The organism is Pseudomonas sp. 14A (genome assembly GCF_018132745.1).
Lineage (GTDB): Bacteria > Pseudomonadota > Gammaproteobacteria > Pseudomonadales > Pseudomonadaceae > Aquipseudomonas > Aquipseudomonas mercuritolerans.
In genome coordinates this window covers 166870-190678 of the sequence record NZ_JAGRQJ010000001.1, presented here as the reverse complement: position 1 = coordinate 190678, position 23809 = coordinate 166870, and the positions used below count along the sequence as shown (strand labels likewise).

22 protein-coding genes are annotated in these 23809 nt (G+C 60.3%); 10 read left to right on the top strand and 12 right to left on the bottom strand.

The window, feature by feature from the left end; genetic code table 11:
* The first annotated feature begins 129 nt into the window (after positions 1–129).
* Positions 130–1056: a LysR family transcriptional regulator gene (locus PS14A_RS00755; RefSeq protein WP_130909669.1), complete on the top strand. Its 927-nt coding sequence runs from the start codon at positions 130–132 to the stop codon at positions 1054–1056.
* Here the strand turns inward: PS14A_RS00755 and PS14A_RS00750 are convergent.
* From PS14A_RS00750 to PS14A_RS00710, 9 genes are all read right to left on the bottom strand, one after another.
* Complete coding sequence (locus PS14A_RS00750; RefSeq protein ID WP_024011198.1) at positions 973–1290, bottom strand: AzlD domain-containing protein; 318 nt, start codon at positions 1288–1290, stop codon at positions 973–975. The two genes, PS14A_RS00755 and PS14A_RS00750, sit on opposite strands and share 84 nt — an antisense overlap.
* Positions 1269–1985 carry an AzlC family ABC transporter permease gene (locus PS14A_RS00745; RefSeq protein WP_016772152.1) on the bottom strand — a complete coding sequence of 239 codons (717 nt, stop codon included), beginning with the start codon at positions 1983–1985 and terminating at the stop codon, positions 1269–1271. The genes PS14A_RS00750 and PS14A_RS00745 overlap by 22 nt, the downstream gene beginning before the upstream one ends.
* Positions 1982–2359, bottom strand: a complete 378-nt coding sequence (locus tag PS14A_RS00740; protein WP_042608609.1) for a GNAT family N-acetyltransferase — start codon at positions 2357–2359, stop codon at positions 1982–1984. The genes PS14A_RS00745 and PS14A_RS00740 overlap by 4 nt, the downstream gene beginning before the upstream one ends.
* Positions 2360–2438: 79 nt before the next feature.
* Entirely contained in the window at positions 2439–3185 is a 747-nt protein-coding gene (locus PS14A_RS00735; protein ID WP_130912516.1) for a 2OG-Fe dioxygenase family protein, read from the bottom strand.
* 231 nt (positions 3186–3416) lie between these two features.
* Positions 3417–4721 carry an OprD family porin gene (locus PS14A_RS00730; protein WP_212615060.1) on the bottom strand — a complete coding sequence of 435 codons (1305 nt, stop codon included), beginning with the start codon at positions 4719–4721 and terminating at the stop codon, positions 3417–3419.
* 461 nt (positions 4722–5182) lie between these two features.
* Positions 5183–5395 (bottom strand): hypothetical protein, encoded by a 213-nt coding sequence (locus PS14A_RS00725; protein ID WP_056787152.1) that lies wholly within the window; start codon positions 5393–5395, stop codon positions 5183–5185.
* 244 nt (positions 5396–5639) lie between these two features.
* Positions 5640–6746, bottom strand: a complete 1107-nt coding sequence (gene aguA, locus PS14A_RS00720; RefSeq protein WP_212615059.1) for an agmatine deiminase — start codon at positions 6744–6746, stop codon at positions 5640–5642.
* A complete protein-coding gene (gene aguB, locus PS14A_RS00715; protein WP_130910040.1) occupies positions 6746–7624 on the bottom strand; it encodes an N-carbamoylputrescine amidase in 879 nt (292 codons plus the stop codon). The genes aguA and aguB overlap by 1 nt, the downstream gene beginning before the upstream one ends.
* Positions 7625–7929: 305 nt before the next feature.
* On the bottom strand, positions 7930–10842 hold the full coding sequence (locus tag PS14A_RS00710; protein WP_212615058.1) for an aminotransferase: 2913 nt from the start codon (positions 10840–10842) through the stop codon (positions 7930–7932).
* A 161-nt stretch (positions 10843–11003) separates the two neighbouring features.
* Here PS14A_RS00710 and rfbC point away from each other — a divergent pair, with 161 nt between their 5' ends.
* Genes rfbC through PS14A_RS00690 form a run of 4 tightly spaced genes read left to right on the top strand, consistent with a single transcriptional unit; the run spans position 11004 to position 15230 of the window.
* Positions 11004–11549, top strand: coding sequence for a dTDP-4-dehydrorhamnose 3,5-epimerase (gene rfbC / locus PS14A_RS00705; RefSeq protein WP_212615057.1), 546 nt, complete (start codon positions 11004–11006; stop codon positions 11547–11549).
* A 41-nt stretch (positions 11550–11590) separates the two neighbouring features.
* Positions 11591–13399, top strand: a complete 1809-nt coding sequence (locus PS14A_RS00700; RefSeq protein WP_130910038.1) for an ATP-binding protein — start codon at positions 11591–11593, stop codon at positions 13397–13399.
* Complete coding sequence (locus PS14A_RS00695) at positions 13396–14778, top strand: sigma-54 dependent transcriptional regulator (RefSeq protein WP_071174083.1); 1383 nt, start codon at positions 13396–13398, stop codon at positions 14776–14778. The genes PS14A_RS00700 and PS14A_RS00695 overlap by 4 nt, the downstream gene beginning before the upstream one ends.
* Positions 14775–15230: a YiiD C-terminal domain-containing protein gene (locus PS14A_RS00690; RefSeq protein WP_137215074.1), complete on the top strand. Its 456-nt coding sequence runs from the start codon at positions 14775–14777 to the stop codon at positions 15228–15230. Before PS14A_RS00695 ends, PS14A_RS00690 begins: the two co-directional genes overlap by 4 nt.
* A 723-nt stretch (positions 15231–15953) precedes the next feature.
* Here the strand turns inward: PS14A_RS00690 and cysQ are convergent.
* Both cysQ and nudE read right to left on the bottom strand, forming a co-directional pair.
* Positions 15954–16781, bottom strand: a complete 828-nt coding sequence (cysQ, locus tag PS14A_RS00685; RefSeq protein ID WP_212615185.1) for a 3'(2'),5'-bisphosphate nucleotidase CysQ — start codon at positions 16779–16781, stop codon at positions 15954–15956.
* A 7-nt stretch (positions 16782–16788) separates the two neighbouring features.
* Positions 16789–17358, bottom strand: a complete 570-nt coding sequence (nudE, locus tag PS14A_RS00680; RefSeq protein ID WP_130910858.1) for an ADP compounds hydrolase NudE — start codon at positions 17356–17358, stop codon at positions 16789–16791.
* Positions 17359–17446: 88 nt separating this feature from the next.
* Here nudE and yrfG point away from each other — a divergent pair, with 88 nt between their 5' ends.
* Entirely contained in the window at positions 17447–18109 is a 663-nt protein-coding gene (yrfG, locus tag PS14A_RS00675; protein WP_212615056.1) for a GMP/IMP nucleotidase, read from the top strand.
* 101 nt (positions 18110–18210) lie between these two features.
* Here the strand turns inward: yrfG and lysM are convergent, their stop codons facing one another.
* The gene (gene lysM, locus PS14A_RS00670) at positions 18211–18651 is read right to left on the bottom strand and encodes a peptidoglycan-binding protein LysM (RefSeq protein WP_122601389.1); all 441 of its coding nucleotides are present in this window, start codon (positions 18649–18651) and stop codon (positions 18211–18213) included.
* Positions 18652–18789: 138 nt separating this feature from the next.
* Here lysM and PS14A_RS00665 point away from each other — a divergent pair, with 138 nt between their 5' ends.
* The 4 genes from PS14A_RS00665 (at position 18790) to PS14A_RS00650 (ending at position 23769) form a co-directional block, all read left to right on the top strand.
* Positions 18790–19677, top strand: coding sequence for a LysR family transcriptional regulator (locus tag PS14A_RS00665; RefSeq protein WP_122508424.1), 888 nt, complete (start codon positions 18790–18792; stop codon positions 19675–19677).
* A gap of 92 nt (positions 19678–19769) precedes the next feature.
* Positions 19770–20609, top strand: coding sequence for a formate dehydrogenase accessory sulfurtransferase FdhD (gene fdhD / locus PS14A_RS00660; RefSeq protein WP_212615055.1), 840 nt, complete (start codon positions 19770–19772; stop codon positions 20607–20609).
* Positions 20606–22954, top strand: a complete 2349-nt coding sequence (locus PS14A_RS00655) for an FdhF/YdeP family oxidoreductase (protein ID WP_212615054.1) — start codon at positions 20606–20608, stop codon at positions 22952–22954. The genes fdhD and PS14A_RS00655 overlap by 4 nt, the downstream gene beginning before the upstream one ends.
* Positions 22955–23286: 332 nt before the next feature.
* Entirely contained in the window at positions 23287–23769 is a 483-nt protein-coding gene (locus PS14A_RS00650; protein ID WP_137215070.1) for a glycine zipper domain-containing protein, read from the top strand.
* The last annotated feature ends 40 nt before the right edge of the window (positions 23770–23809 follow it).

The window sequence follows — 23809 nt, the reverse complement described above, 5'->3', positions numbered from 1 at the left end:
GGCGGGGAAATCAATTCGCTACTAAATCCGCGACAACTATGCTCAGGTGCAGGAATATAGCCGGCATATGGCGCCGTTTCGGTCGTTTCGTAAACAACAATACCCAGCCCACTTCAGAGGGCATTACCCATGGATAGCAGAACCTTACGCAACCTCATGCGCATCGTGCAGACCGGCTCGTTGTCGGCCGCAGCCGAGCATTCGTGCCTGACCGTGCAGGCGTTGGCCGCACAGTTGAACAAGGTCGAAGAGCAGTTCGGTTTCCGCTTGTTTCGCCGTTCCAACAAGGGCCTGACGCTGACGCCACAAGGCACGGAGCTCACGCCCTACATCGACAAAGTGCTGATCGCCACTCGACAGATGGAAGAAAAGGTCGAGGCGCTGAAGGTACCCGGTCAGCGGACGTTGAAGGTGGCGTTGAACAACACCCTGTCGCCTGACTTCAACCGGCGCATGATCGGACGGCTGATCGAGGTGTTTCCCGACTACCAGATGGAATTCAGCTACGCCGAGTCGATGGAAAACCTCAGCAAGCTGAAGAACGAAGATTTCGACCTTGCCGTGCTGATCGGCCCGCAGCGGCCGGGGCTGCCGAGTATCGTGCTGCCGGAGGTGCAGGTGCAGGTGGTCGGTGCGCATTGCGGTCAGGAGAACGATCCGCTGACTTTGCTGGGCAACAAGTTTCAGGTGCGTCCTGCGGAAGATTGTCCGTATTCCCACAGCTTTTTGCGTTTTCTCGACGCCGGGCTGGGCAATCACGAGAACGGCCAGCGTATGGTTTATTCCTGCAGCGAAACCCTGACGCTGTCGTTGATCACTCAGATGGACGCGGTGGGTATGGTCTCGCGTGAAGCGGCTCAGAAGAACGGTCTGACGATTTTCCCCGGTTTCGAGGATTTCCTCGAAGTGCGCCTGGCGGTGAACAATCCGGAGTTGTCCCACCAGGCGCTGAACGATGTCGTTGATCTGGCGCTACATGAACGAGCCGAGCGCAATGTACGCAGCCGTCCCCACCGCCACACTGAGAAAGAGGTTTTTGCTGAAATACGCACATAGCAACGTCGGAATCGCGGCATAGAATTCCGGGCGATCGAGCTGAATCTGCCGGTCCTTGATCAACAGGGGCGTGAGGCTGATCGCAGCGACGATCGCCACCGGCAGATATTCCAGTGCGCGCGCCACGAACGGCGGCCAGTGTTCGGTGTTGATCTGCAGCGGCAAGGCGCGCGGCAGGAAGGTCACCGCCATCATCAGCACCACCACCAGAATCAGGAACGTTTGGTCAGGCATACACCCACTCCGCAGCCCACAAACGTCGCGATAAATACGTTGAAGGGCGAACTGCCGATCAGGCTCAGCGCACCCATGCAGACCACGGCAGCAGCTGCGGCAATCAGTTTGTTGCGCGTGTTGCACAGCGAGACCAGCACGTAAAGCATCATCGCCGTCAGCGCATAATCGAGCTGATATTTGATCAAGTGCGCCGCGTACTGCGCGCAGACCGCGCCAAGCAAACCGCCGAGCACCCACGAGGTGTGGCAAAACAGGTTGAAGCCGATCAGGTAGCGCACGTTGACCGGCGCGCCCGTGCCGAGCTTGACGCTATGAAAGGCGAAGGACTCATCGGTCAGGCCACCGGCGTAAGCCCAACGCTCCATGCGGCTCAAGCCCAATGCACGCAGGGCCTTGGCCATGTACACCGACATCAGCATGTGCCGCGCATTGATCAGGAAAGTGGTCAGCACAATGGTGGTCAGCGACGCACCGCTGGAGATCAGCGCCAGCGCGGCGAATTGCGATGCGCCGGCATAGACGAACAAGCACATCGCCACCGGCAGCCACATCGGCAGGCCGGCGTTGACCGCCATCAGCCCGAAGACAAACGACACAGTGAAATACCCGGCGACCACCGGGCTGGCTTCGGCAAACGTGCGCGACGGCTGATGAGTCGCCATCAGCGGCGCGCTGCCGGACCTTTCATTCATAGATCCCTCTCAAATGTTCGTTCGCCGTGAGGCTCGCAAAAACCCTGGGCGGTCCAGAATCGCTTGCCCGCGAGGTTAGCATCGTCGACGAACAGAAACATCCGCAACACCCCGACCCGTTTCATGTCGGACGACGCTGCTTCGACCAAACGCTGGCCAACGCCCTGACTGCGGTAACGCGGGCTTACGGCCAGATGGTTGATCGTGCCGCGACTGCCGAGCATGCCGCCGAGCACCGCGCCGACGATCTCGCCATCCACATCGAAAGCCAGATACGCCGTGGTGGTTTTCTGGATCAACACGCCGCGCAGGCACTTGGCGTCCTGCCATTCGCAGAACGACACTTCGTCGAACTGGCGGAAGAAGCGCTCCATGCGTTGCGCATCCTTGGCGGTGGCGCGGCGCAGTACCACCGGCGTCGAGCATTCGACGCCGTCGATTGGGGTGATCTGATTAGCGAACAATGTCGAAAGCGGTCCCGGGCCGCGAGAAGGAAATCGCCAGAATCTGCCGGTACGCCATGGCATGGGTGTGGGTATTGCGCGCCGGGGTCACGTAGTGGCGCATGTCGCGATCGAGGAAGTAGGTGGTGTCGAGAATTTCCTCGTAGGTGGTCGCCGCCAGTTGTTGCTTGTGGGTGTCGTACAAACGGCTCTCCGCACCCTCGACGTTATTGCGCCCCCAGAAGTGCACGCCGCTGAACGGATAGCCGTCGCAGTGAATACCTTCAGGGGTGATTTCCAACTGTTTACCGGGTTTGATTTCGATGCGGATCTGATGGATCTGGCACTGCCAGATTTCATCGTGCAACTCTTCCGGCAGCACACTTTTGTACACTTCGAAATCAGTGTCGATCAGGCTGCGCATCACCGGTGAAGAGATCACTTCCTCGGAAAAGTCTTGAAAGTGCCGCACCACGCCACCGACGTAAGCGTTGTTCTCTTTCGATTGCACATAGGGGCGATGCTCCAGTTGCTTGAGCTCGCGGGTTTTCGGGTTGTATTCAAAGTCGCTGTAACGACGGTAACGCATGCCGGCTTCGGCCTGACCGTAGTAGCTGTCAGGCTCCATGTTTTCCCAACTTTTGGTCAGTCTGACGAAGTCGGCAAAATGACCGTAGAGATTGAAGTCACCACCCTGGACGTTGACAAACTTGTCGCGCCGTAGCGATTCGCCCACTTCTCTGTTCAAAACGATCATTACCAAATTCTCCGCTGCGTTGAACGCCCTAATCTATTGGGTGGAGAATTTGCGTCCATGAGAAAGAATTTCAGGCATTTGAAGCTCTGCTTGAAACGGAATCTGCAGCCCTTGAAAAACGACTTTTACATGACAAGAACACCGGTTATTTCCGGTTTTCACTGAAAAACCGTCGAAAAAAAACCCCGATCGAATCGGGGTTTTCTCATTTCTCTTACAAAGGATCGATCATCAGAAGATATTGATTGGGTAGTCCACGAATACGCGCAACTCGTTACCGCTGACGTTGTACTCGCTGGATTTCTGCGACACGCGCAGGATCGAACTGCGCAACTTCACGCTCAGGTCTTTGGCCGGGCCACTTTGCACGACGTACTTGAACTGGTTGAAGATTTCGCGCTCGGTGCCGCCTTCGCTGGTAGACGTGGTGATGTTGTCGCCGCGCACGTAAGCGAAGTTGTAGCTCAGACCTGGAACGCCGAACGAACCAAAGTCCAGGCCATAACCCAGCTGCCAGCTGCGTTCGTCTTCGGCGTTGAAGTCAGACCAGTAGGAGTTGGCCAGGTAGATAGAGTTACCACCGTCGCCGACACGACCCTGATCTTTCTGATAGCCGCCGTAGGCATAACCCAGGTTGCTGTCGCCAGTGGAACGCTGGTGCGCCACGGTGAACGAGTGCGGGCCGGTGGCGAAGGTGGCTGCCAGGCTCCAGATCTTGTTGTCGCGACCGGTGACGATGCTTTCGCCCGGCACGGTGTTTTCGCGCACGTACGAGCTGTCCAGCTTGGTGCGATAGCCGTTGAAATCCAGGGTCAGGGACTGATCCTTGTTGAACGGAATCACGTAGTTGGCGTTCACGTACTGTTTCTTCAAGACGTCTTCAACGTCGGAGGCGTACAGCGCGCCTTTGAAGTGTTCGGTGAACTGATAGCTGCCGCCCAACACGTTGATCGACTTCAGACCGCCGCTGTCACGGCCCTCATCGCTCTTGCGCGATTCGGCGGTGAAACGACCGGCGTTCAATTCCAGGCCTTGGATTTCACGGGAAGTGACCAAGGTACCGGTATAGCTTTCCGGCAGCAGACGCACGTTGTCGTAGCTCAGCACCGGCAGGGCCGGCATTTGGTCGCCGTAGGTCAGTACGGTGTTGGACACACGGAACTTGACCGCAGCACCGCCCTTGGCGATGTCGTGGTTCGCGCGACCATCATTTTCCTGCTTGAAGAAGTCGATGCCGCCGGCGCCGCTACGGCCCTTTCCGCCGTCCAGGCGCAATGCGTACAGACCGAAAGCGTCCACGCCGACACCGACGGTGCCTTGAGTGAAGCCCGACGAGAACGTACCGATGGCCGCTTGGCCCCATTCGGCCTTGTCCTTGTTACCGTCTTTGTAATCACGATTGATGTAGGCGTTGCGCAGCAGCACTTTCAGGCTGCTGTCTTCAACGAAACCCTTGGATTCGGCCTGGTCGTTAGCCATGGCCTGTGTAGCACTCAACATCCCCAGTGCGATCAGACTGATTCGCTTGTTCAACATTTTGTTTTCCTTATTACGGGTTGAAACGCGCTGTGTCGAACGGCTGAAACGGCGCTTTTGCACTCTTGTATTCACCCCGAAACAAAAAGACCCGCCAGCGAGACCGTCATGGCGGGCCTGCTCCTTGTTTTGAGTCATGGCGGTTAGCCACAGGCGTTGGGCCGAATCGTAGCCGCGCCCTGAACAGTGTGTCAATTTCAAGAATCGTCTTTAAATAGGCGAAAAACGTCTAAGAAACGTAATTTTCTTGCTGGGCTATTGCAGAAAAATGAGGTTAAGCAGGGAGTTCTGAATTGTAGGGGCGAGCCTGCTCGCGAAATCGGTGGATCATTCGATGAAGTCATTGGCAGGGCTGACGTCTTCGCGAGCAGGCTCGCTCCCACCTTTGTATACCTGTGGATAAAAATCAGGCAAAACAAGCGCCACCATCCCGGCAGCGCTTTTACCAATCCCTATTGTTCTTATCCTTCCATCACATCCCACAAGGCTTCCAGCTCGGCCTCGCTGAACAGGCCAGCGGGGTAACGCTCGATCATCATCCGGCGCGGATCAGGTTCCCTGATCTGACGCGTTCCATTGGACTTCAACCAGTGCGCGACAAGCTGGAGCGATTCGCCGTTGACGGCCATGGGATGCACAGTCCGCTCGCTGATTACGTTCACTTCGGCGTTCATTTCAGCGCTCTCTCCCATTCATGAGCGGCTACGTTATCCAAGCTTTGTGACAGAACTGTTGAAGTTCCCCTCTCTCCCTAGTGCAGCAGGAGCAATACAAGAGCTATGCCAAGGAGCGCCGATTGTCGACCGGAGGATACAAACAAGCCCGCGGTCCTGACGGGCTGCGGGCTTGCTTTCATGCGTAGCGAGCTAATCATTGCCTCGCTGTTTTGCTAAACAACTCAAGCTGTTACGACTCAACTCACTCTTTGTGCGGCGCTGGCTGCTGTTGGGTAAGGCAGTGAATATTGCCGCCACCCAGTAACAGTTCGCGGCCCGGCACCATCACTACTTCATGATGCGGAAACAACTTCTGCAGGATTTCCCTGGCCGGGGCATCCATCGGGTCGTCGAAGCTCGGCGCGATGATGCCGCCGTTGACGATCAGGAAGTTCACGTAGGAACCGGCCAGGCGCACGGACGGATTGCGCTCTTGCGAACCGTCCACCGCATCGACGCCGGCACACTCTTCTTCGGTCGCGTACAGCGGCCCCGGAATCGGCATTTTATGCACCGTGAACGGGCGGCCCTTGGCATCGGTGCTGCTTTGCAGCACTTGCATCGCGGCCTGACAGCGTGGGTAGTTCGGATCCTGCGGATCGTCGGTCCATGCCAGCAGCACTTCGCCCGGGCGCACGTAGCAACAGAAGTTATCCACATGGCCGTCGGTTTCATCGTTGAACAAGCCATCCGGCAGCCAGATGATCTTGTCCACGGACAGGTTGTCGCTGAGCACCGCTTCGATTTCTTCGCGGCTCAGGTGCGGGTTGCGATTGCGGTTGAGCAGGCATTCTTCGGTGGTGATCAGCGTGCCTTCGCCATCGACATGAATCGAACCGCCTTCGAGCACGAAACCTTCGGTGCGGTAGCGCGGGCTGCGTTCGATCTCGAGGATCTTGCCGCCGACCTGCGAATCACGGTTCCACGGCGCATACAGACCGCCATCGAAACCGCCCCAAGCGTTGAAATCCCAGTTCACGCCGCGCACTTCGCCACGGTTGTTGATGACGAAGGTCGGGCCGCTGTCGCGAACCCAGGCGTCGTCACTGGACATTTCCACCACGCGGATATTCGGCACATCGAGGCGCGCGCGGGCGTTTTCGTATTGGCCGGCGGAGACCGCAACGGTCACCGGTTCGAAACGGGCGATGGCCTTGGCCACCGCGGCGTGCGCAGCCTGCGCCGGTTTGCCGCCCAGACGCCAGTTGTCCGGGCGCTCCGGCCAGATCATCCAGGTCTGGGTTTGCGGCGCCCACTCGGCCGGCATGTAGAAGCCATCGGCGCGTGGGGTACTTTTCAATGTGGTCATCAGGACTCCAGGGAACCGTCGAGGGTTTTCAACGCGCCGTACAGATTCGGCCGGCGGTCGCGGAATGAACCCCACGCGCTGCGAATGTGTTCCAGCTCGTCGAGGTTGAACGTGTGCACAAGAATACCTTCTTCGGTTTTATTCAGCTCCTGCACTTTTTCGCCGAATTGGTTGGCGATGAAAGAAGAGCCGTAGAAGGTGATGTCGTAGCCGTCCTGCTCTTCATTGCCAATCCGGTTACTGGCAATCAGCGGCATCAGGTTGGCGCCGGCATGGCCCTGCTGCACCCGCTGCCAGTGATCGCGTGAAGAGATGGTCTTGTCATGCGGCTCGCTGCCGATCGCGGTTGGATAAAAGAGAATCTCCGCGCCTTGCAGGGCCATGCTGCGCGCCGCTTCCGGAAACCACTGGTCCCAACAGATGCCGACGCCGATTTTCGCGTAACGGGTGTTCCACACCTTGAAGCCGGTGTCGCCCGGGTTGAAGTAATACTTTTCGTGATAGCCCGGGCCGTCGGGGATATGGCTTTTACGATAAATCCCGAGGTTGCTGCCGTCAGCGTCGATGATCGCGATGCTGTTGAAGCGTGCACGCCCGGCCAGTTCGTAGAAGCTGATCGGCAGTACCACTTGCAGCTCTTTGGCGATTTTCTGGAAATGCTTGATGGCGACGTTTTCTTCAACGGTCGTAGCCAGTTGCAGGTAATCCGGATTCGGCTTCTGGCAAAAGTACGGCGCCTCGAACAGTTCCTGGATGAGGATGATCTGCGCGCCTTTGGCGGCGGCTTCGCGGACCAGTCTTTCAGCGGTTTCGAGGTTGGCTTCCAAGTCCCACGAACAGGCCATCTGCGTGGCGGCGACGGTAACGATACGGCTCATGAATCATCTCCGGGCTAGTGCTTTGACGGTCGAAGAATTCGACCGAAAAGAAAACGCGCGCACCGGACAAGAGATCACCATGCCGGAGCAATGGCAACTTTATAGCCGATAAATATCGGTTTTGAAAGCTGTAAAGAAAGAATCTCTCTGTCAGAACGCCAATTAACTCGATACAAATCGAACTTAAGACCAAAAACAAATGTGGGAGCGAGCCTGCTCGCGAATGCGCTGTGTCGGTCACCGCATGTGGCGACTGATACACAGCTTTCGCGAGCAGGCTCGCTCCCACAGGGGATGTGCCTTGCTTACAGGCCCTCGGTAAGCACCCGATCCAGCATATCGACGAAGAAATCCACGCTCTGGCGCGACGTCACCATCGGTGGCTTGATCTTGAGAATGTTCAAATCGTCGCCGGTCGGCTGCATGAAAATCCCCAGCTCACGCAGACGATCACACAGCAACGCAGTCTCGGCGGTTGCCGGTTCCAGTGTCTGCCGATTGCGGATCAGTTCCAGCCCGAGATAAAACCCGGAGCCGTGCACCGCGCCGACCAACGGATGGTTATCGATCAACGCTTCCAGGCGCGCCTTGAAGTGGCCGCCGACGACCTGGGCGTTCTCCCAGAGCTTTTCCTCTTCCATCACATCGAGCACCGCCATGCCGATCTGGCAACTGACCGGACTGCCGCCTGCCGACGAGAAGAAATAGCCCTCAGCCTCCAGCGCCTCGGCGATTTCCCGGCGAGTGATCACCGCGCCAAGCGGCTGGCCGTTACCCATGCCTTTGGCCATGGTGATGATGTCCGGCACTACGCCCTGCTGTTCGAAGCCCCAGAAAAAATGGCCCATGCGCCCGTAACCGACCTGCACTTCGTCAGCGATGCACACCCCGCCCTGCGCACGGACCTTTTCATACACCTGCGGCAAATAGCCCGGCGGTAAAGAAATACCCCCGGCATTGCCGTAGACCGGCTCGCAGATGAAACCGGCCAGTTGGCGCTTCTGCTCGGCCAGTTTTTGCAGATGATGCTCGACGCTGCGCACGTAATCCGGCGCCGAATCGGCGCCACGGAATTCGCCGCGATAAGTGTTCGGCGCCGGCACTGGGTGCACCCAGTCCGGGCGACTTTCCAGGGCCTTCGGGTTGTCGGCAATCGACGTCGATACCGCATCGGCACCGATCGTCCAGCCGTGATACGCCTCAAGCACGCTGATCATTTCGCGCCCGCCGCTGTAGGCCCAGGCCAGACGAATCGCCAGGTCATTGGCCTCGCTGCCGCTGTTGACCAGGAACACGCGATCCATGCCCTGCGGTGCAAGCTTCAGCAGGCGCTCGGAAAACTCGGCGACCGCCGCGTAGTTGAAGCGCGAATTGGTATTGAGCAACGACCACTGCCGCGCCGCGACCGCCGCCATCCGAGGGTGACCGTGGCCGAGCACGGCGACGTTGTTGAGCATGTCCAGATAGGATCGGCCGTGCATATCAATCAGGTGATTGCGCCAGCCGCGTTCAATGCGCGGCGGGTCAACGTAATAGTGTTTTTGCGTGCGGGCAAAACTGGCATCGCGGCGTTCGAGCAGGGTTTTCGCGTCCAGCTCAGGCTCGGCGTCGCAGGCCAGCCCTAGCAGAGTCGCCGGCGACGGGCACAACGCCTGCCACGCAGATGCACGGGACGGCGTGCAGAACAGCGGCGCGTCGAGTTCTGCTCCCCGGCACATCTGCACAAGCAGCGGGCCCGTGACCGTGCCGAGCTTCTGGCCTTGATCCAGTGCCGCGCCATGGCCAAGAACTGGCGTCACGCCCCACAGGCGAACGCTGAACTGTGGGCCATCGAGTTGCAGCGCACCGTTTGCCGCTTGATTCAGCACGCCGGCGAATGGCGCTTGCACTTCGGTTCCAGTCGGCACACGCAATTCGACATGCAACGGGAACGTGTCCGGCTCAGTCGCGCAGTCTGGCCGAGTACGTGACAAGCGATACTGGCCATAACGCGTCGCCGCCAGCCCATGTACCGCTGCGGCCTCTGTCAGCAAGCGCTGATCGATGCCCTGCTGCTGCCAGTTGCCCGCCTCGAAGTGCGGGCTCAAAACGCCCAGATCGATCAGCGCAAATTCGCGCCCGACCAGTTCGGGCAACAGCGGCGCGAACTGGTTTTTTTCGATACTCGGCAGGGGCTGGTCCACGGCGCTGAGAATTGCCGCTTCCATCAGCGCCTGTGGCACCGATGTCGCGACGCGAAAGATTTCCCACTCGTGACCGAGATTGTCGCGGCTATACGTATTGGTGGGATCGATGCTCACCTGTTGCTCGCCACTGAGCACCAGCACCGCCGCCCGCGCCACGATCAATGGCCACAGCGCTTGCAGTTCTGGGTACTGCAACGGATTGACCGCGTGATAGGCCTTGACCGCCGGCAGGATTACAAACGGATCGCCATCGGCGTGGTGCAGCAAAGCCGCACAGGTCACCGACAGATCGGTGATGCGCCAGGTGCGCACCAGATCACCGAAATCGATCACGCCCTGCAACTGCCAATGCCGCTGTGCATCGCGCGCCCATACGGCGTTGTCATCGGTGATGTCCATGTGAATCGCCTGCACCGGCAGTTTGTCCAGCAACGGCTGCAAACGGCGCTCGGCCTGCTCGGCGGCAACGCCGATCGCCGCACGCTGCTGCGCGTCAGTGACCACCGGCAACAGATGACTGATCAAAGCGTTGGCGTGACGCGCGTCCCACTGCAAGGTACGTTCAAGACCCGGGTGATCGAAACCTGCCAGGGCCAGATCCATCTCGCCACAGAGCCGGCCAAACCCGGCGACCACGTCCTGGCCAAGGTGATCGAAATCGGTCAACGGCTGGCCGTCGATGTACTCCAGCAACCGCACATGCACCGTTTCGCCACTGGCTTGCAACGACAACAGATCGGCACCGTTATTGGCTGCAATGACGCGCGGCACCTTGATCGCCGAATGCTCGGTCAGATACTTGAGGCCGGCGTGCTGGGCTTGCAGCTCCACAAGGGCGTAGTCGCCACGGCAGACTTTCAAGACGAAGCGCCCGCGCGCACTGTCGACGCGATAATTCAGATCCTGCTGGCTGCCCAGCGCCTGCAACGTACCGACAAGTCCGTAATATTCGGCCAGCCATTGCAGCGCCTGCGCCTCTGAAACCTGCGGACCGGGCAAACTGGCGCGATGAATCAACGTGGCGAGCGGCATGAAACGACCCCTGAAATTTTATTAGGCGCTTATATCGCCATTGCATTGGCGGTTACGCAACCCCCGGCTTCAATGAACGCTCCAATTCAAACCCAACATTCGCGCCCCGCAGCGCTTTGCGCAAGAATGTCGGCCATTCACACCTATCAATGGAAATCCCCATGAATGTCATCACCACCGATCTGCCCGGTGTTCTGATCATCGAACCCAAGGTGTTCGGCGACGAGCGTGGTTTTTTCTACGAGAGTTTCAATGCCAAGGCGTTTCAGGACGCTACCGGTCTGGAAACGCAGTTTGTGCAGGACAACCATTCGCGCTCGCAAAAAGGCGTGCTGCGTGGCCTGCATTACCAGTTGCAGAACACCCAGGGCAAACTGGTTCGGGTGACCGCAGGTGAAGTGCTCGACGTGGCGGTGGATATCCGTCGCAGCTCGCCGTATTTCGGCAAATGGGTGGCGGTGCGTCTGTCGGCGGAAAACCATCGCCAACTTTGGATACCGGAGGGTTTCGCCCACGGTTTCGCCGTGCTGAGCGAGTTCGCTGAATTCCTCTACAAGACCACCAATTATTACGACCCGTCTTCCGAGCGCAGTATTCGCTGGGACGACCCGGCGCTGGGCATCGACTGGCAACTGGGCGAAGCACCGAAGCTATCGGCCAAGGACCAGACGGCCGTGCTTCTCAAGGACGCTGACGTCTTCGCCTGAGGCCGGGCATAATGCGCCAGTTACCTCAGGCGCATCGGCTCATGAAACCACCGCTTCCCCGCAGACCTCGCTGGCGCAGCCTAGCGCTGTTGGCCCTGTGCCTGGCGCCGCTGCTGTGGCCACTGGAGCATCTCGCCGAACGCTATTACCGCAGCGAGCTTGCCGGGCAGAATCGCCAGACCCTCGATCTTTACGTGGCCAACCTGCTCGGCACCCTGCATCGCTACGAAGTGTTGCCGCAGATTCTCGGCGATCTGCCGGCCCTGCGCGCGGTGCTTGGTGCGCCGGACGACGGCGTGACCCAAGGCAACGCCAATCGCCTGCTGAAAAACATCGCCGCGCAGACCGGCGCCGAAGTCATGTACCTGATGGACACGTCCGGCCAGACCCTGGCGGCATCGAACTGGGACAAACGCGACAGCTTCGTCGGCCGCAATTTCGCCTTCCGCCCGTATTTCAGCGAAGCCATGGCCGGGCGCCTCGGGCGCTTCTTCGGGCTGGGCACCACTTCGGCCAAACGCGGCTACTTCTTCGCCGCCGCCGTGCGCAACGGCGAAAAGATCATCGGCGTGCTGGTGATCAAGGTCGACCTCGACCATACCGAAAGCCTGTGGGGCAAAACCCCGGAACAACTGTTGGTAACCGACCACAACGGCGTGGTCATTCTCACCTCGCGCCCGGAATGGCGCTTCCGCTCCACCCGCGAGTTGAGCGAAACCGAGCGCGCCGCGATCACTGCGATCCAGCCCTACCCGACCCGCGAACCCCGACCGCTGAATCTAAGCCCGGACGCCTGGCTGACGCAGACCCACGACATCGCCGAAACCGGCTGGAGCGTCAGCATCCTCGCCCCGCGCACGCTGATCGATCGTCCGGTGCGCACGGTGGTCGCGATCGGCGGCGCAACGCTGTTGGTGGTCATGCTGCTGGTGGGTTTGATGATGCAACGTCGCCGGCACTATCTGGAGCGCATCGCCTTTGAGGCCAAGGCGCGCCGCGAACTGGAAGGCCGGGTTGCCGAGCGCACCAGCGATCTGGAAGGCCTCAACCGCCGTTTGAAACAGGAAGTGCTTGAGCGCGAGCACGCGCAGCAGGAGCTGGTGCGCGCCCAGGACGATCTGGTCCAGGCCGGCAAACTGTCGGCGCTGGGGACCATGTCGGCAAGCATCAGTCACGAACTCAATCAGCCGCTGGCGGCAATTCGCAGCTATGCGGAAAACGCCGAAGTGCTGCTCGATCATCAGCGCACCGAGGACGCCCGGGGCAACCTCAAGCTGATCAGCGAACTGACCGGGCGCATGGCCTCGATTATCGCCCACCTGCGCGCCTTCGCCCGCCGCGATCGTCACGCACCGGAAAGCGTCGCCCTGCAACCGGCGCTGGACGATGCGCTGGCATTGCTGGCCAAACGTCGGCGCAGCATGGAGGTCGAACTGATTCGCGACTTGCCCGCCGCGACGCTGTGGGTCGAGGCCGGCGAAACCCGATTACGCCAGGTGCTCGGCAATTTGCTGGCCAACGCCCTCGATGCGCTGACCGAAAAAGGCCCGCCGCGCAAATTGTGGCTGAGTGCCGAAGCCACCGCCGACGGCGTCAATCTGTACATTCGCGACAACGGCCCCGGGTTCTGCATGGAAGCCCTTGGCCGCGCCAGCGAGCCCTTTTACACCACCAAGACCCGCACCCAGGGTCTGGGTCTGGGGCTGGCCATTTGTGAAACGCTGATGCGCGCCTTTGGTGGCGAGCTGTCGTTCGCCAACCACAAGCAAGGCGGCGCCCTGATCACCCTGCGCCTGCGCGCCGGTGCGCCCGGAGTCAGCCTGCAACCGTCCGAGGATCGAAGTGCATGACCATCGACAATCGCATCCAGGTAGTGTTGATCGACGACGATCCGCACTTGCGCCAGGCCCTCGGCCAGACGCTGGACCTGGCCGGCCTGAAAATCCTGCCGCTGTCCGAAGCCAAGGGCCTGGCCGCGCAACTTGAGCGTGACTGGCCGGGGGTGGTGGTCAGCGACATCCGCATGCCGGGCATGGACGGCCTCGAACTGTTGAGCGAGTTGCATGCACAGGATCCGGAGCTGCCGGTGCTGCTGATCACTGGCCATGGCGACGTACCGCTGGCAGTGCAGGCGATGCGCGCCGGCGCTTACGATTTTCTGGAAAAACCCTTTGCCAGCGATGCGCTGCTCGACAGCGTCCGTCGCGCCCTCGCGCTACGGCGGCTGGTGCTGGACAACCGCAGCCTGCGTCTGGCCTTGAGCGACCGCAACGAATTGAGCGCGCGACTGGTCGGCCATTCGACGCCGATGCTGCGTCTGCGTGAGCAGATCGGTGCGCTGGCGGCGACCAAGGCTGACGTGCTGATCCTCGGCGAAACCGGCGCTGGCAAAGAGGTGGTTGCCCGCGCGCTGCACGACTTGTCGAGCCGCCGCAACGGTCCGTTCGTGGCGATCAACGCCGGCGCGCTGGCGGAATCGGTGGTGGAAAGCGAGCTGTTCGGTCACGAACCCGGCGCCTTCACCGGGGCGCAAAAACGCCGCATCGGCAAATTCGAATTCGCCAACGGCGGCACGCTGTTTCTCGACGAAATCGAAAGCATGAGCATGGACGTGCAAGTGAAACTGCTGCGCATGCTGCAGGAGCGCGTTGTTGAACGCCTGGGCGGCAATCAGTTGATCCCGCTGGACATCCGCGTCATCGCCGCGACCAAGGAAGATCTGCGCCAAGCGGCGGATCAGGGTCGCTTCCGCGCCGACTTGTATTACCGCCTCAACGTCGCACCGCTGCGCATCCCGCCGCTGCGCGAAAGGGGCGAAGACGCACTGGTGCTGTTCCAGCACTACGCCGATGAAGCCAGCGCCCGTCACGGCTTGCCCCCCCACGAACTGCAACCGGCACACCGCGCCCTGCTGCTGCGCCACACCTGGCCGGGCAATGTGCGTGAACTGCAAAATGCCGCCGAACGCTTCGCCCTCGGGCTTGAACTGGCACTGGACAACAGCGCTGATGGCAGCGGCGGCACGCCGGTAGAAGTGGTCAGTGGCGGCCTCAGCGAGCAAGTGGAAAACTTCGAAAAATCGTTGATAGCCGCTGAACTGGCGCGCTCGCACAGCTCGGTGCGCAGCCTCGCCGAAGCCTTGGGTATTCCGCGCAAGACCCTGCATGACAAGCTGCGCAAACACGGTCTGAATTTCGGCGACAGCAGCCACGGGGAAGACCACGAATGAGCAGCGCAAGCGAATACCTGCAAACGGTGCTGCATCACGACATTCCGCTGACCGCCGAGATGGGCCTCGAAGTGCTTGAGTGGCGTGAGCAGCAATTGAGCCTGCACCTGCCGCTTGCGCCCAACGTCAATCACAAGAGCACCATGTTTGGCGGCAGCCTCTACTGCGGCGCGGTGCTGGCCGGTTGGGGCTGGTTGCATTTACGTTTGAAGGAAGAAGGGATTGCCGACGGACATATCGTCATTCAGGAAGGACAGATCAGTTATCCGCTGCCGGTGACCGGGGACGCCGTGGCCATCTGCCCGGCGCCGGATGCGGCGGTGTGGAAGCGCTTTGTGGCGATGTATCGGCGATATGGGCGGGCGCGGCTGACGCTGGATACGCGGATACTGAATGCGGGAAGTGAGGACGAGGCGGTTAGATTTACCGGGCAGTACGTTTTGCACCGTTGAAGATCAACAGCCCCTCACCCTAGCCCTCTCCCGAGGGAGAGGGAACCGATACGGGGATGCTACAGATTTAAGTCGACCTGAAACTGCTTCGCCGAATCCACAATCGACTCGATCCTCCAGGTCCATGCATAGCGCCAGACAACTCGGTCGGCTCCCTCTCCTGGGGGAGAGGGAGCCGATACGGGGATGCTACAGATTTACGTCGACCTGAAACTACTTCGCCGAATCCACAATCGACTCGATTCTCCAGGTCGATGCATAGCGCCAGACAACTCGGTCGGCTCCCTCTCCTGGGGGAGAGGGAACCGATACGGGGATGCTACAGATTTACGTCGAGCTGAAACTGCTTCGCGGAATCCACAATCGACTCGATTCTCCAGGTCGATGCATGGCGCCAGACAACTCGGTCGGCTCCCTCTCCTGGGGGAGAGGGAACCGATACGGGGATGCTACAGATTTACGTCGACCTGAAACTGCTTCGCGGAATCCACAATCGACTCGATTCTCCAGGTCGATGCATGGCGCCAGACAACTCGGTCGGCTCCCTCTCCTGGGGGAGAGGGAACCGATACGGGGATGCTACAGATTTACGTCGACCTGAAACTGCTTCGCGGAATCCACAATCGACTCGATTCTCCAGGTCGATGCATGGCGCCAGACAACTCGGTCGGCTCCCTCTCCTGGGGGAGAGGGCTGGGGTGAGGGGAATTGCGGATCAGGCAGTTAGCCTCGGGCCAGCTCCAACAACCGGGCTCGCCATGCAGCCTTCGCCGGCAGCGCCAGAAAGAACTCATTCAATAGCGATTCCCGCGCAGGGTAACTGAACGTTTCACCCTTTAAATCCAGCACCTCGCCCCCCGCACCTTCCAGCACGCCCTGAGCTGCCGCCGTGTCCCACTGCGAAGTCGGCGCCAGTCGCGGATAGCAGTCGGCAGCACCTTCGGCCAACAGACAGAACTTCAAGGAACTGCCGATATTGGCCAGTTGCAACTCACCAAGACTGGCGCTCAACCCGGCCAGCAAACGCTCTTGCTCGGGACTTGAATGGCGACGGCTGGCCACCACAGTAAACGCCTCGCCCGGTGCAGGCACATCACGCACCTGAATCGCCGTCGGCGTACCACCTTCGTCGCCACGCCAGGCTCCAAATCCGGCACCGCCGACGTAAAAACGACCGTTGGTCGGCATCGTCACCACACCAAATACCACCCGGCCATTTTCGATCAGCGCGATGTTGACGGTGAATTCCTCGCTACCGCTGATGAACTCCTTGGTACCGTCCAGCGGATCCACCAGCCACCAGCGCTGCCAACCGGCGCGCACGCTCTGCGGGATATCGGCGTCCTCTTCGGACAGCACTGGAATGCTCGGATCAAGGGCCGTCAGCCCCGCAACGATAAGGTGATGCGCAGCCAGGTCGGCGGCTGTCACCGGCGAATCATCGGACTTGGCCGTGACTTCAACGCCTGCACGCCAGAATGGCAAAATCGCCTCGCCAGCCTGCAATGCCAGCTCAACCACTGGCGCCATCAGCGGATGGGGAAAACTCATCGACGTCTCACTCATAGCTGAACACCCCGCGCTGGCTCAGCAGATCACGGGTCAAATATAGTGCCGCCAATGCGCGGCCTTCGGTGAATTGCGGATTGAGCGCCAGCGCCGACAGTTCGCGCAGGTTGACCTTGTCGACCCGCATCGGCTCCGGCTCATCGCCTTCCAGCCGTTCTTCGTAGAGATCGGTGGCCAGTACCACTTGGATCTTCTGGCTCATGTAACCGGGCGACAGCGACAGCTCGGTCAGATGTTCCAGTTGACGCGCGCCATAACCGGCCTCTTCCTTGAGTTCCCGCTCGGCCGCCGCCAGCACGTCCTCGCCCGGCTCGATCAGGCCTTTGGGCAGAGACAGTTCGTATTCGTCGGTGCCACCGCAGTATTCCTCGATCAACACCGCGTGTTCGGCATCAAGCATCGCGACGATCATCACCGCGCCGTAGCCAGCGCCCTTGCCAACCAGACGCTCGTAAGTGCGCTCCACGCCATTGGAAAATCGCAGCTTGAGTTCTTCGACGCGAAACAGGCGACTGGTGGCGACGATCTCGCGGGCGAGTACGGTGGGTTTCTGGCGCATGCAAAGCTCCTTGGCGTGAACGCGCTACTATAACGCGGCTTTCCCGATTGTTTGCGTCGGATATCTTTTCACCGTTCGAGACGTTGCCATGCCTTCTTTACCGTGGTCCGACATCGATACCGTTCTGCTCGACATGGACGGCACGCTGCTGGATCTGCACTTCGACAACCATTTCTGGCTCGAGCACCTGCCCCAGCGCTACGCCGAACTGCACGGCATCAGCCGGGCCATGGCCGAGCTGGAATTGCAGCCATTGTTCGAGCGCCATGCCGGCCAGTTGCAGTGGTACTGCCTGGATTTCTGGAGCGCGGAACTGAAATTGTCGGTGCGTGAACTGAAACAGGAAACCGCCCACTTGATCGCCCTGCGCGCGGATGCCGATACCTTTCTCGACGCAATCAAACGCGCCGGCAAACGGGTGATCATGATCACCAACGCGCACCGCGATTCGCTGTCGTTGAAACTGGGACGGATCGAACTGGCACCATACTTCGAGCGGCTGATCAGCTCGCACGACTATGGTTATCCCAAGGAGAACCCGCAGTTCTGGGATGCCTTGCAGGCGGACATCGGTTTTGATCCGGGGCGCAGCCTGTTTATCGACGACACCTTGCCGATCCTGCGCAGTGCACGGGATTTTGGCGTGGCGCATCTGCTCGCGGTTAAGGAACCGGACAGCCGCAAAGGGCCGAAGGACACGGCAGAATTTGCCGCAGTCGAAGACTACCGCGATCTCATTGCCGGACTCTGATCCCTGCAGGAGCTGCCGAAGGCTGCGATCTTTTGATTTGCGTTTTTTAAAGTCAAAGTCAAAAGATCGCAGCCTGCGGCAGCTCCTACATGGGCAGCGCGTTATTTTGGAATGCGCAGCTTTTGCCCCGGATAAATCTTGTTCACATCCTTGAGCATCGGTTTGTTGGCTTCGAAAATCTTCTCGTACTGGTTGGCATTGCCATAGACACGCAGGGAAATCGCACTGAGCGTGTCACCTGCTTTGACCTCGACAAACTCTGCCGCAACCACCACCGGCCCGGTCACGGTGATCTGATCATCCACACTGCCCACGCCAGCAATGTTGCCCACCGCGAGCACAATCTTTTCCTTCTCTTCCTGACTCGCCACCTCACCGGTGATTGTCACTTTGTCCCCATCCACGGTCGCCTGCACATTGGGATTGCCCAGTCCGACCTTGCTGATATGTTCCTTCAACTGCTCGCTGGCATTGGCGTTTCCGGGAGTCAACAGATCAAGCAGTTTCTCACCGGCTTCTTTGACAAAACTCAAAAGGCTCATTGCATTCACTCCATGTAATAAAGGGTCAGTCGTCCAAGCCTAGACCACCCTGGCCAAACCCGGTTCCAGTCCGACCAATGACGCTGCCGCGCCGCAGACGGTAGAATCGCCACACCCCGCCAACCGCCCGGAGCGAAGATGGACATCAAGCAACTGAAATTCCTCATCGCCCTCGACGAAACCCGCCATTTCGGCCAGGCCGCCGCGCGCTGCCACATCACCCAGCCGACCCTGTCGATGCGCTTGCGCAGCCTCGAAGAAGAACTCGACCTGCCATTGGTCAATCGCGGCCAGCGCTTTGAAGGCTTCACCGCACCGGGCGAACGCGTGCTGGCGTGGGCGCGTACGGTGCTGGCGGCTTACGACGGCTTGCAGGCGGAAGCGGCGGCCTGTCGCGGCAACCTGATCGGTACGCTGCGCCTGGGCGTGGTGCCGCTGTCGAGCTTCGATCCCTTGCCGCTGATGCAACGTCTGCATGCGGCGCACCCGGACCTGCGCTTCGAACTGTCGTCGCTGAGCTCCGAGCAGGTGCTCGAACACTTGGCGAACAACCGCATCGACATTGGCGTGTCGTATCTGGAGCGCCTGGACAGCGAGCGCTTCGATTCGCTGGCCTTTAACGAGACGCGCATGGGCCTGCTCTATGACGAGCGCTCTTTCAGTTTCGGCGAAGCACCCCTGAGCTGGGAATCGCTGATCGAATTGCCGCTGTGCATGCTCACCAGCGGCATGCACTTTCGCCAGTCCATCGACCACAACTTCCACAGCCGCGGCCTGACCCCGCAACCGCTGCTGCAAACCGACGCCGTGCATCAACTGCTGCAAGCAGTCCACGGCGGCTTTTGCTGCGCAATCATGCCCCTGGACGGCGGCGCGGAAACCCTCGCCGATCACCTGCGCCTGCAACCGATCGAGAACGCCCACACCCTCGCGCCGCTGGGGCTGATCATGCGCCGGGGCGCGCCGCGTTCAGCGCTGGCGGAAGCTTGTTTCGCGCTTTATCAGAAATCGCCAAAAGACGCTTGATCGACGGCATCTATCGGTAGATCGGTAATAGCGATTAGACGCGACAACTTGCCGCGCCTAGTCTTGACCTAGATCAAACCGTCGGTGATGCCATGAACGCCAAGCGCCCAGCCTGCGCGGCGCCAGCAATTGAAACGCCCGCGCCTGCCGCCAGCCAGACCTACAGCTACAGCGATTTACCCCTTGAGGCATCGGCCAGCACCGCGCTGGCCGAGGAAGTCGCGTTGGCGATCGCCTACAACGGCATCAGTCAGGCAGTGATGCTGGTGACGCCCACCGACCTTGAAGACTTCATCGTCGGTTTCAGCCTCGGCAGCGGCATCATCGAGGACGCCAGCGATATCTACGATCTGCAACTGACAGGCTCAGGCTCGGCGCAATACGCGCAGGTGACCATCGCTAACCGTGCGTTCTGGAACCTCAAGCAACAGCGTCGGCAGTTGGCCGGCACCAGCGGTTGCGGATTGTGCGGCGTCGAAGCGGTTGAACAGGCGTTGCCCGATCTCAAAGTGTTGGCGGGCGCAGCCTTGCCACCGATCGAATGGCTCGACGGTTTGCGCCAGCGCATCGGCGCGTTCCAGCCGCTCGGCCAGCACTGCGGAGCGGTGCATGCGGCGGTGTTCATGAATGCCAGCGGTGAATTGCTGCTCGGCCGCGAAGACATCGGCCGCCATAACGCGCTGGACAAACTGATCGGCGGACTGATACGCCAGAAGATTTCCACCGAAGGCGGCCTGGCGATTGTCACCAGCCGTTGCAGCCTTGAATTGATCCAGAAAGTCTTGCGTGCCGGGATCCAGACCCTGGTCAGCCTGTCGGCACCCACCGGCCTGGCCGTGCAATGGGCCCGGCGCCACAACCTCAATCTCATCCACCTGCCGCAGAAAAGTGCGCCGCGGGTGTACAGCCCCGCGATGGAGAATCAAGCGTGAGCCAACATCATCAAGCCGACCAGAAACCTGTCCCGCGCTACAAGCCTTACAAAGGTGCCGCCGGCGGCTGGGGCGCCCTGATCAGTGTGGCCCAGGCGTGGCTGACCAGCGACAACGCCCTGAAAAACCTGCGCATGATGCTCAAGACCAACCAGAACGGCGGCTTCGACTGCCCGGGTTGCGCCTGGGGTGATTCGCCGGAGAGCGGCATGGTCAAGTTCTGCGAGAACGGCGCCAAAGCGGTGAACTGGGAAGCGACCAAGCGTCGCGTCGATGCGAAATTCTTCGCCAAGCACAGCGTCACTTCCCTGCTGGAACAAAGCGATTACTGGCTGGAATATCAGGGTCGCCTGACTGAGCCGATGGTCTACGACGCCGAATCCGATCGCTACAAGCCGATCTCTTGGGAAGATGCCTTCGCCCTGATCGGCAAGCACCTGCGCAATCTGCCAAGCCCGGATCAGGCCGAGTTCTACACCTCGGGTCGTGCCAGCAACGAAGCGGCGTATCTGTATCAGCTGTTCGTGCGCGCCTACGGTACCAACAACTTCCCCGACTGCTCGAATATGTGCCACGAAGCCAGCGGCGTGGCGTTGGCGCAAAGTGTCGGCGTCGGCAAAGGCACCGTGACCTTCGACGATTTCGAACACGCCGATGCGATTTTCGTCTGGGGCCAGAACCCTGGCACCAACCACCCACGGATGCTCGAACCGCTGCGCGAAGCAGTGAAACGCGGCGCTCAAGTGGTGTGCATCAACCCGCTGAAAGAGCGCGGCCTGGAACGTTTCCAGCACCCGCAACACCCGATCGAAATGCTCACCAACGGCGACAAGCCGACCAACACCGCGTACTTCCGCCCGGCATTGGGCGGTGACATGGCCGTACTGCGCGGCATGGCCAAATTCCTTCTGCAATGGGAACGCGATGCGCAGAAGGCTGGCGAGCCGGCGGTGTTCGACCATGATTTCCTCAATGCCCACAGCGCTAACGTGCTGGAGTATCTGGCCATCGTCGATGACACCTCGTGGGAGCAGATCGTCGAGCAGTCCGGCCTGACCCTGGTCGAGATCGAGCAAGCCGCGCGCATGTACGCCAAAGGCAAGAACGTAATCATGTGCTGGGCCATGGGCATCACCCAGCACCGTCATTCGGTGCCGACCATTCAGGAAATCGCCAACCTGATGCTGCTGCGCGGCAATATCGGCAAACCTGGCGCCGGTCTGTGCCCGGTGCGCGGCCACAGCAACGTGCAGGGCGACCGCACCATGGGCATCAACGAGCGTCCGCCGGTGGCGTTCCTCGATTCCCTGGAACGTCGCTTCCAGTTCAAGGTGCCGCGTCATAACGGTCACAACGTGGTCGAGGCAATCCATGCGATGGCCGAAGGTCGCGCCAAGGTGTTCATCGGGCTGGGCGGCAACTTCGCCCAGGCCACGCCGGATAGCTCGCGCACCTTCGAAGCGCTGAGCAACTGTGACCTGACCGTGCAGATCAGCACCAAGCTCAACCGCAGCCACCTCGCTCACGGCAAAGACGCGCTGATCCTGCCGTGCCTGGGCCGCACCGACATCGATATCCAGACCGAAGGCCCGCAAGCGGTGACCGTGGAAGACTCGTTCAGCATGGTCCACGCGTCCAACGGCCAGTTGCAGCCGCTGTCGAACCAGATGCGCTCGGAGCCGTCGATCATCGCCGGCATTGCTGCTGCGACGCTGGGCAGCCAACCGGTGGACTGGAACTGGCTGGTAGCCGATTACGGGCGCATTCGCGAACTGATCGCTGACACCATCCCGAACTTCAAGGACTTCAACGACAAGATCAAGAACCCGGGCGGTTTTTATCTGGGTAACTCGGCGGGCGCCCGCAAGTGGAACACGCCGTCAGGCCGCGCCAACTTCCGCGCCAATCAGTTGCCGAAAGATCTGGTCCACGAGCGCACCCGCGCCACCGGCCAGGTGCCGGATCTGATCCTGCAATCGATGCGTTCCCACGATCAGTACAACACGACGATCTATGGTCTCGATGACCGCTATCGTGGTGTGAAGGGCCAGCGTGACGTGTTGTTCGCCAACGAGGCCGACATCATTCGTCTGGGCTTCCGTCCGGGACAGAAGGCCGACATCGTGTCGATCTGGGACGACGGTCGCGAGCGCCGGGTGAAAGGTTTTACATTGTTGGCGTTCGATATTCCTGCGGGGCAGGCGGCGGCGTACTATCCGGAAGTCAACCCGCTGGTGCCGCTGGAAAGTACGGGGGATGGCAGCCACACGCCAACGTCCAAGTTCATTGCGATCCGGCTGGAAGCGGCGAGTGAAAGTGGGTTGATCATGGCTAAATCCGCTTAACCGCGGAGCCAGATCCGGCCCCTTCGCGAGCAGGCTCGCTCCCACAATTGGAATACGTTTCAAATGTGGGAGCGAGCCTGCTCGCGAAAGCGATCGACCTAGCAACAGATCTGCCGTGGCGAAGATTTTCGACCGCCCACAAAAAAGGCCGTTTTTGCATAAAAACGGCCTGTCCGAAGTAGCTAAAGACCGGCGAAAATCGGTTAAGTTCCGGTGAAAAAACAGTAACTTGCAATCTTGTATACAAGTCGTGTTATTCGTCGGATTTTGATTGTCACGCCCAATGCAGAGCCTCAGGATCGGCGCCGTCATCCCTTTGAGGCTCATCCTCTATGAAGTTCTCCTCGATTCTCTTGTTGTCCCTTGGCCTGGTCAGTGGCTTCGCTTCTGCCGGAGGCACCGCCGAAGCCGGCGTGGGCGGCGCATTGGGCGGGGTTCTTGGCTCGGTCGTCGGTCAGTCTATAGGCGGCAATACAGGTTCAACCATCGGCGCGGCCCTGGGCGGCGCGGGTGGTAGTGCGGTCGGCGCTGACCGTCACAGCCGTGGCGAAGCGGCCATCGGCGGCGCACTGGGTGCTGCTGGCGGTAACGTGGTTGGCCGCAGTCTCGGCGGCACCACCGGCAGCCTGATCGGCTCCGCCGCAGGTGGCGGTGCTGGTGGTGCGCTGGGTAACTACATGGGCCGCGATGACGACGATGGTCGTCACTACGATCGCCGTTACGATGACCGTCGCTACTACCGTGACCGTGGTCATCCGGGTCGCGGTCACGCCTACGGCCACCGCAAGCATCACAAGTACTATCGCCACCGTTAAGGCGAAGGCTTGAACGAAAATCGCAGCCCTTGTGGCTGCG

Coding starts and splice junctions, on each gene's coding strand:
- PS14A_RS00730 (WP_212615060.1), bottom strand. CDS start 4,721: ATGTTGAACAAGCGAATCAGTCTGATCGCACTGGGGATGTTGAGTGCT.
- aguA (WP_212615059.1), bottom strand. CDS start 6,746: ATGACCACATTGAAAAGTACCCCACGCGCCGATGGCTTCTACATGCCG.
- PS14A_RS00665 (WP_122508424.1), top strand. CDS start 18,790: ATGGACATCAAGCAACTGAAATTCCTCATCGCCCTCGACGAAACCCGC.
- PS14A_RS00710 (WP_212615058.1), bottom strand. CDS start 10,842: ATGCCGCTCGCCACGTTGATTCATCGCGCCAGTTTGCCCGGTCCGCAG.
- PS14A_RS00695 (WP_071174083.1), top strand. CDS start 13,396: ATGACCATCGACAATCGCATCCAGGTAGTGTTGATCGACGACGATCCG.
- yrfG (WP_212615056.1), top strand. CDS start 17,447: ATGCCTTCTTTACCGTGGTCCGACATCGATACCGTTCTGCTCGACATG.
- PS14A_RS00650 (WP_137215070.1), top strand. CDS start 23,287: ATGAAGTTCTCCTCGATTCTCTTGTTGTCCCTTGGCCTGGTCAGTGGC.
- PS14A_RS00750 (WP_024011198.1), bottom strand. CDS start 1,290: ATGCCTGACCAAACGTTCCTGATTCTGGTGGTGGTGCTGATGATGGCG.
- PS14A_RS00755 (WP_130909669.1), top strand. CDS start 130: ATGGATAGCAGAACCTTACGCAACCTCATGCGCATCGTGCAGACCGGC.
- PS14A_RS00690 (WP_137215074.1), top strand. CDS start 14,775: ATGAGCAGCGCAAGCGAATACCTGCAAACGGTGCTGCATCACGACATT.
- PS14A_RS00740 (WP_042608609.1), bottom strand. CDS start 2,359: ATGGAGCGCTTCTTCCGCCAGTTCGACGAAGTGTCGTTCTGCGAATGG.
- PS14A_RS00745 (WP_016772152.1), bottom strand. CDS start 1,985: ATGAATGAAAGGTCCGGCAGCGCGCCGCTGATGGCGACTCATCAGCCG.
- lysM (WP_122601389.1), bottom strand. CDS start 18,651: ATGAGCCTTTTGAGTTTTGTCAAAGAAGCCGGTGAGAAACTGCTTGAT.
- PS14A_RS00735 (WP_130912516.1), bottom strand. CDS start 3,185: ATGATCGTTTTGAACAGAGAAGTGGGCGAATCGCTACGGCGCGACAAG.
- PS14A_RS00725 (WP_056787152.1), bottom strand. CDS start 5,395: ATGAACGCCGAAGTGAACGTAATCAGCGAGCGGACTGTGCATCCCATG.
- rfbC (WP_212615057.1), top strand. CDS start 11,004: ATGAATGTCATCACCACCGATCTGCCCGGTGTTCTGATCATCGAACCC.
- cysQ (WP_212615185.1), bottom strand. CDS start 16,781: ATGAGTTTTCCCCATCCGCTGATGGCGCCAGTGGTTGAGCTGGCATTG.
- nudE (WP_130910858.1), bottom strand. CDS start 17,358: ATGCGCCAGAAACCCACCGTACTCGCCCGCGAGATCGTCGCCACCAGT.
- aguB (WP_130910040.1), bottom strand. CDS start 7,624: ATGAGCCGTATCGTTACCGTCGCCGCCACGCAGATGGCCTGTTCGTGG.
- fdhD (WP_212615055.1), top strand. CDS start 19,770: ATGAACGCCAAGCGCCCAGCCTGCGCGGCGCCAGCAATTGAAACGCCC.
- PS14A_RS00700 (WP_130910038.1), top strand. CDS start 11,591: ATGAAACCACCGCTTCCCCGCAGACCTCGCTGGCGCAGCCTAGCGCTG.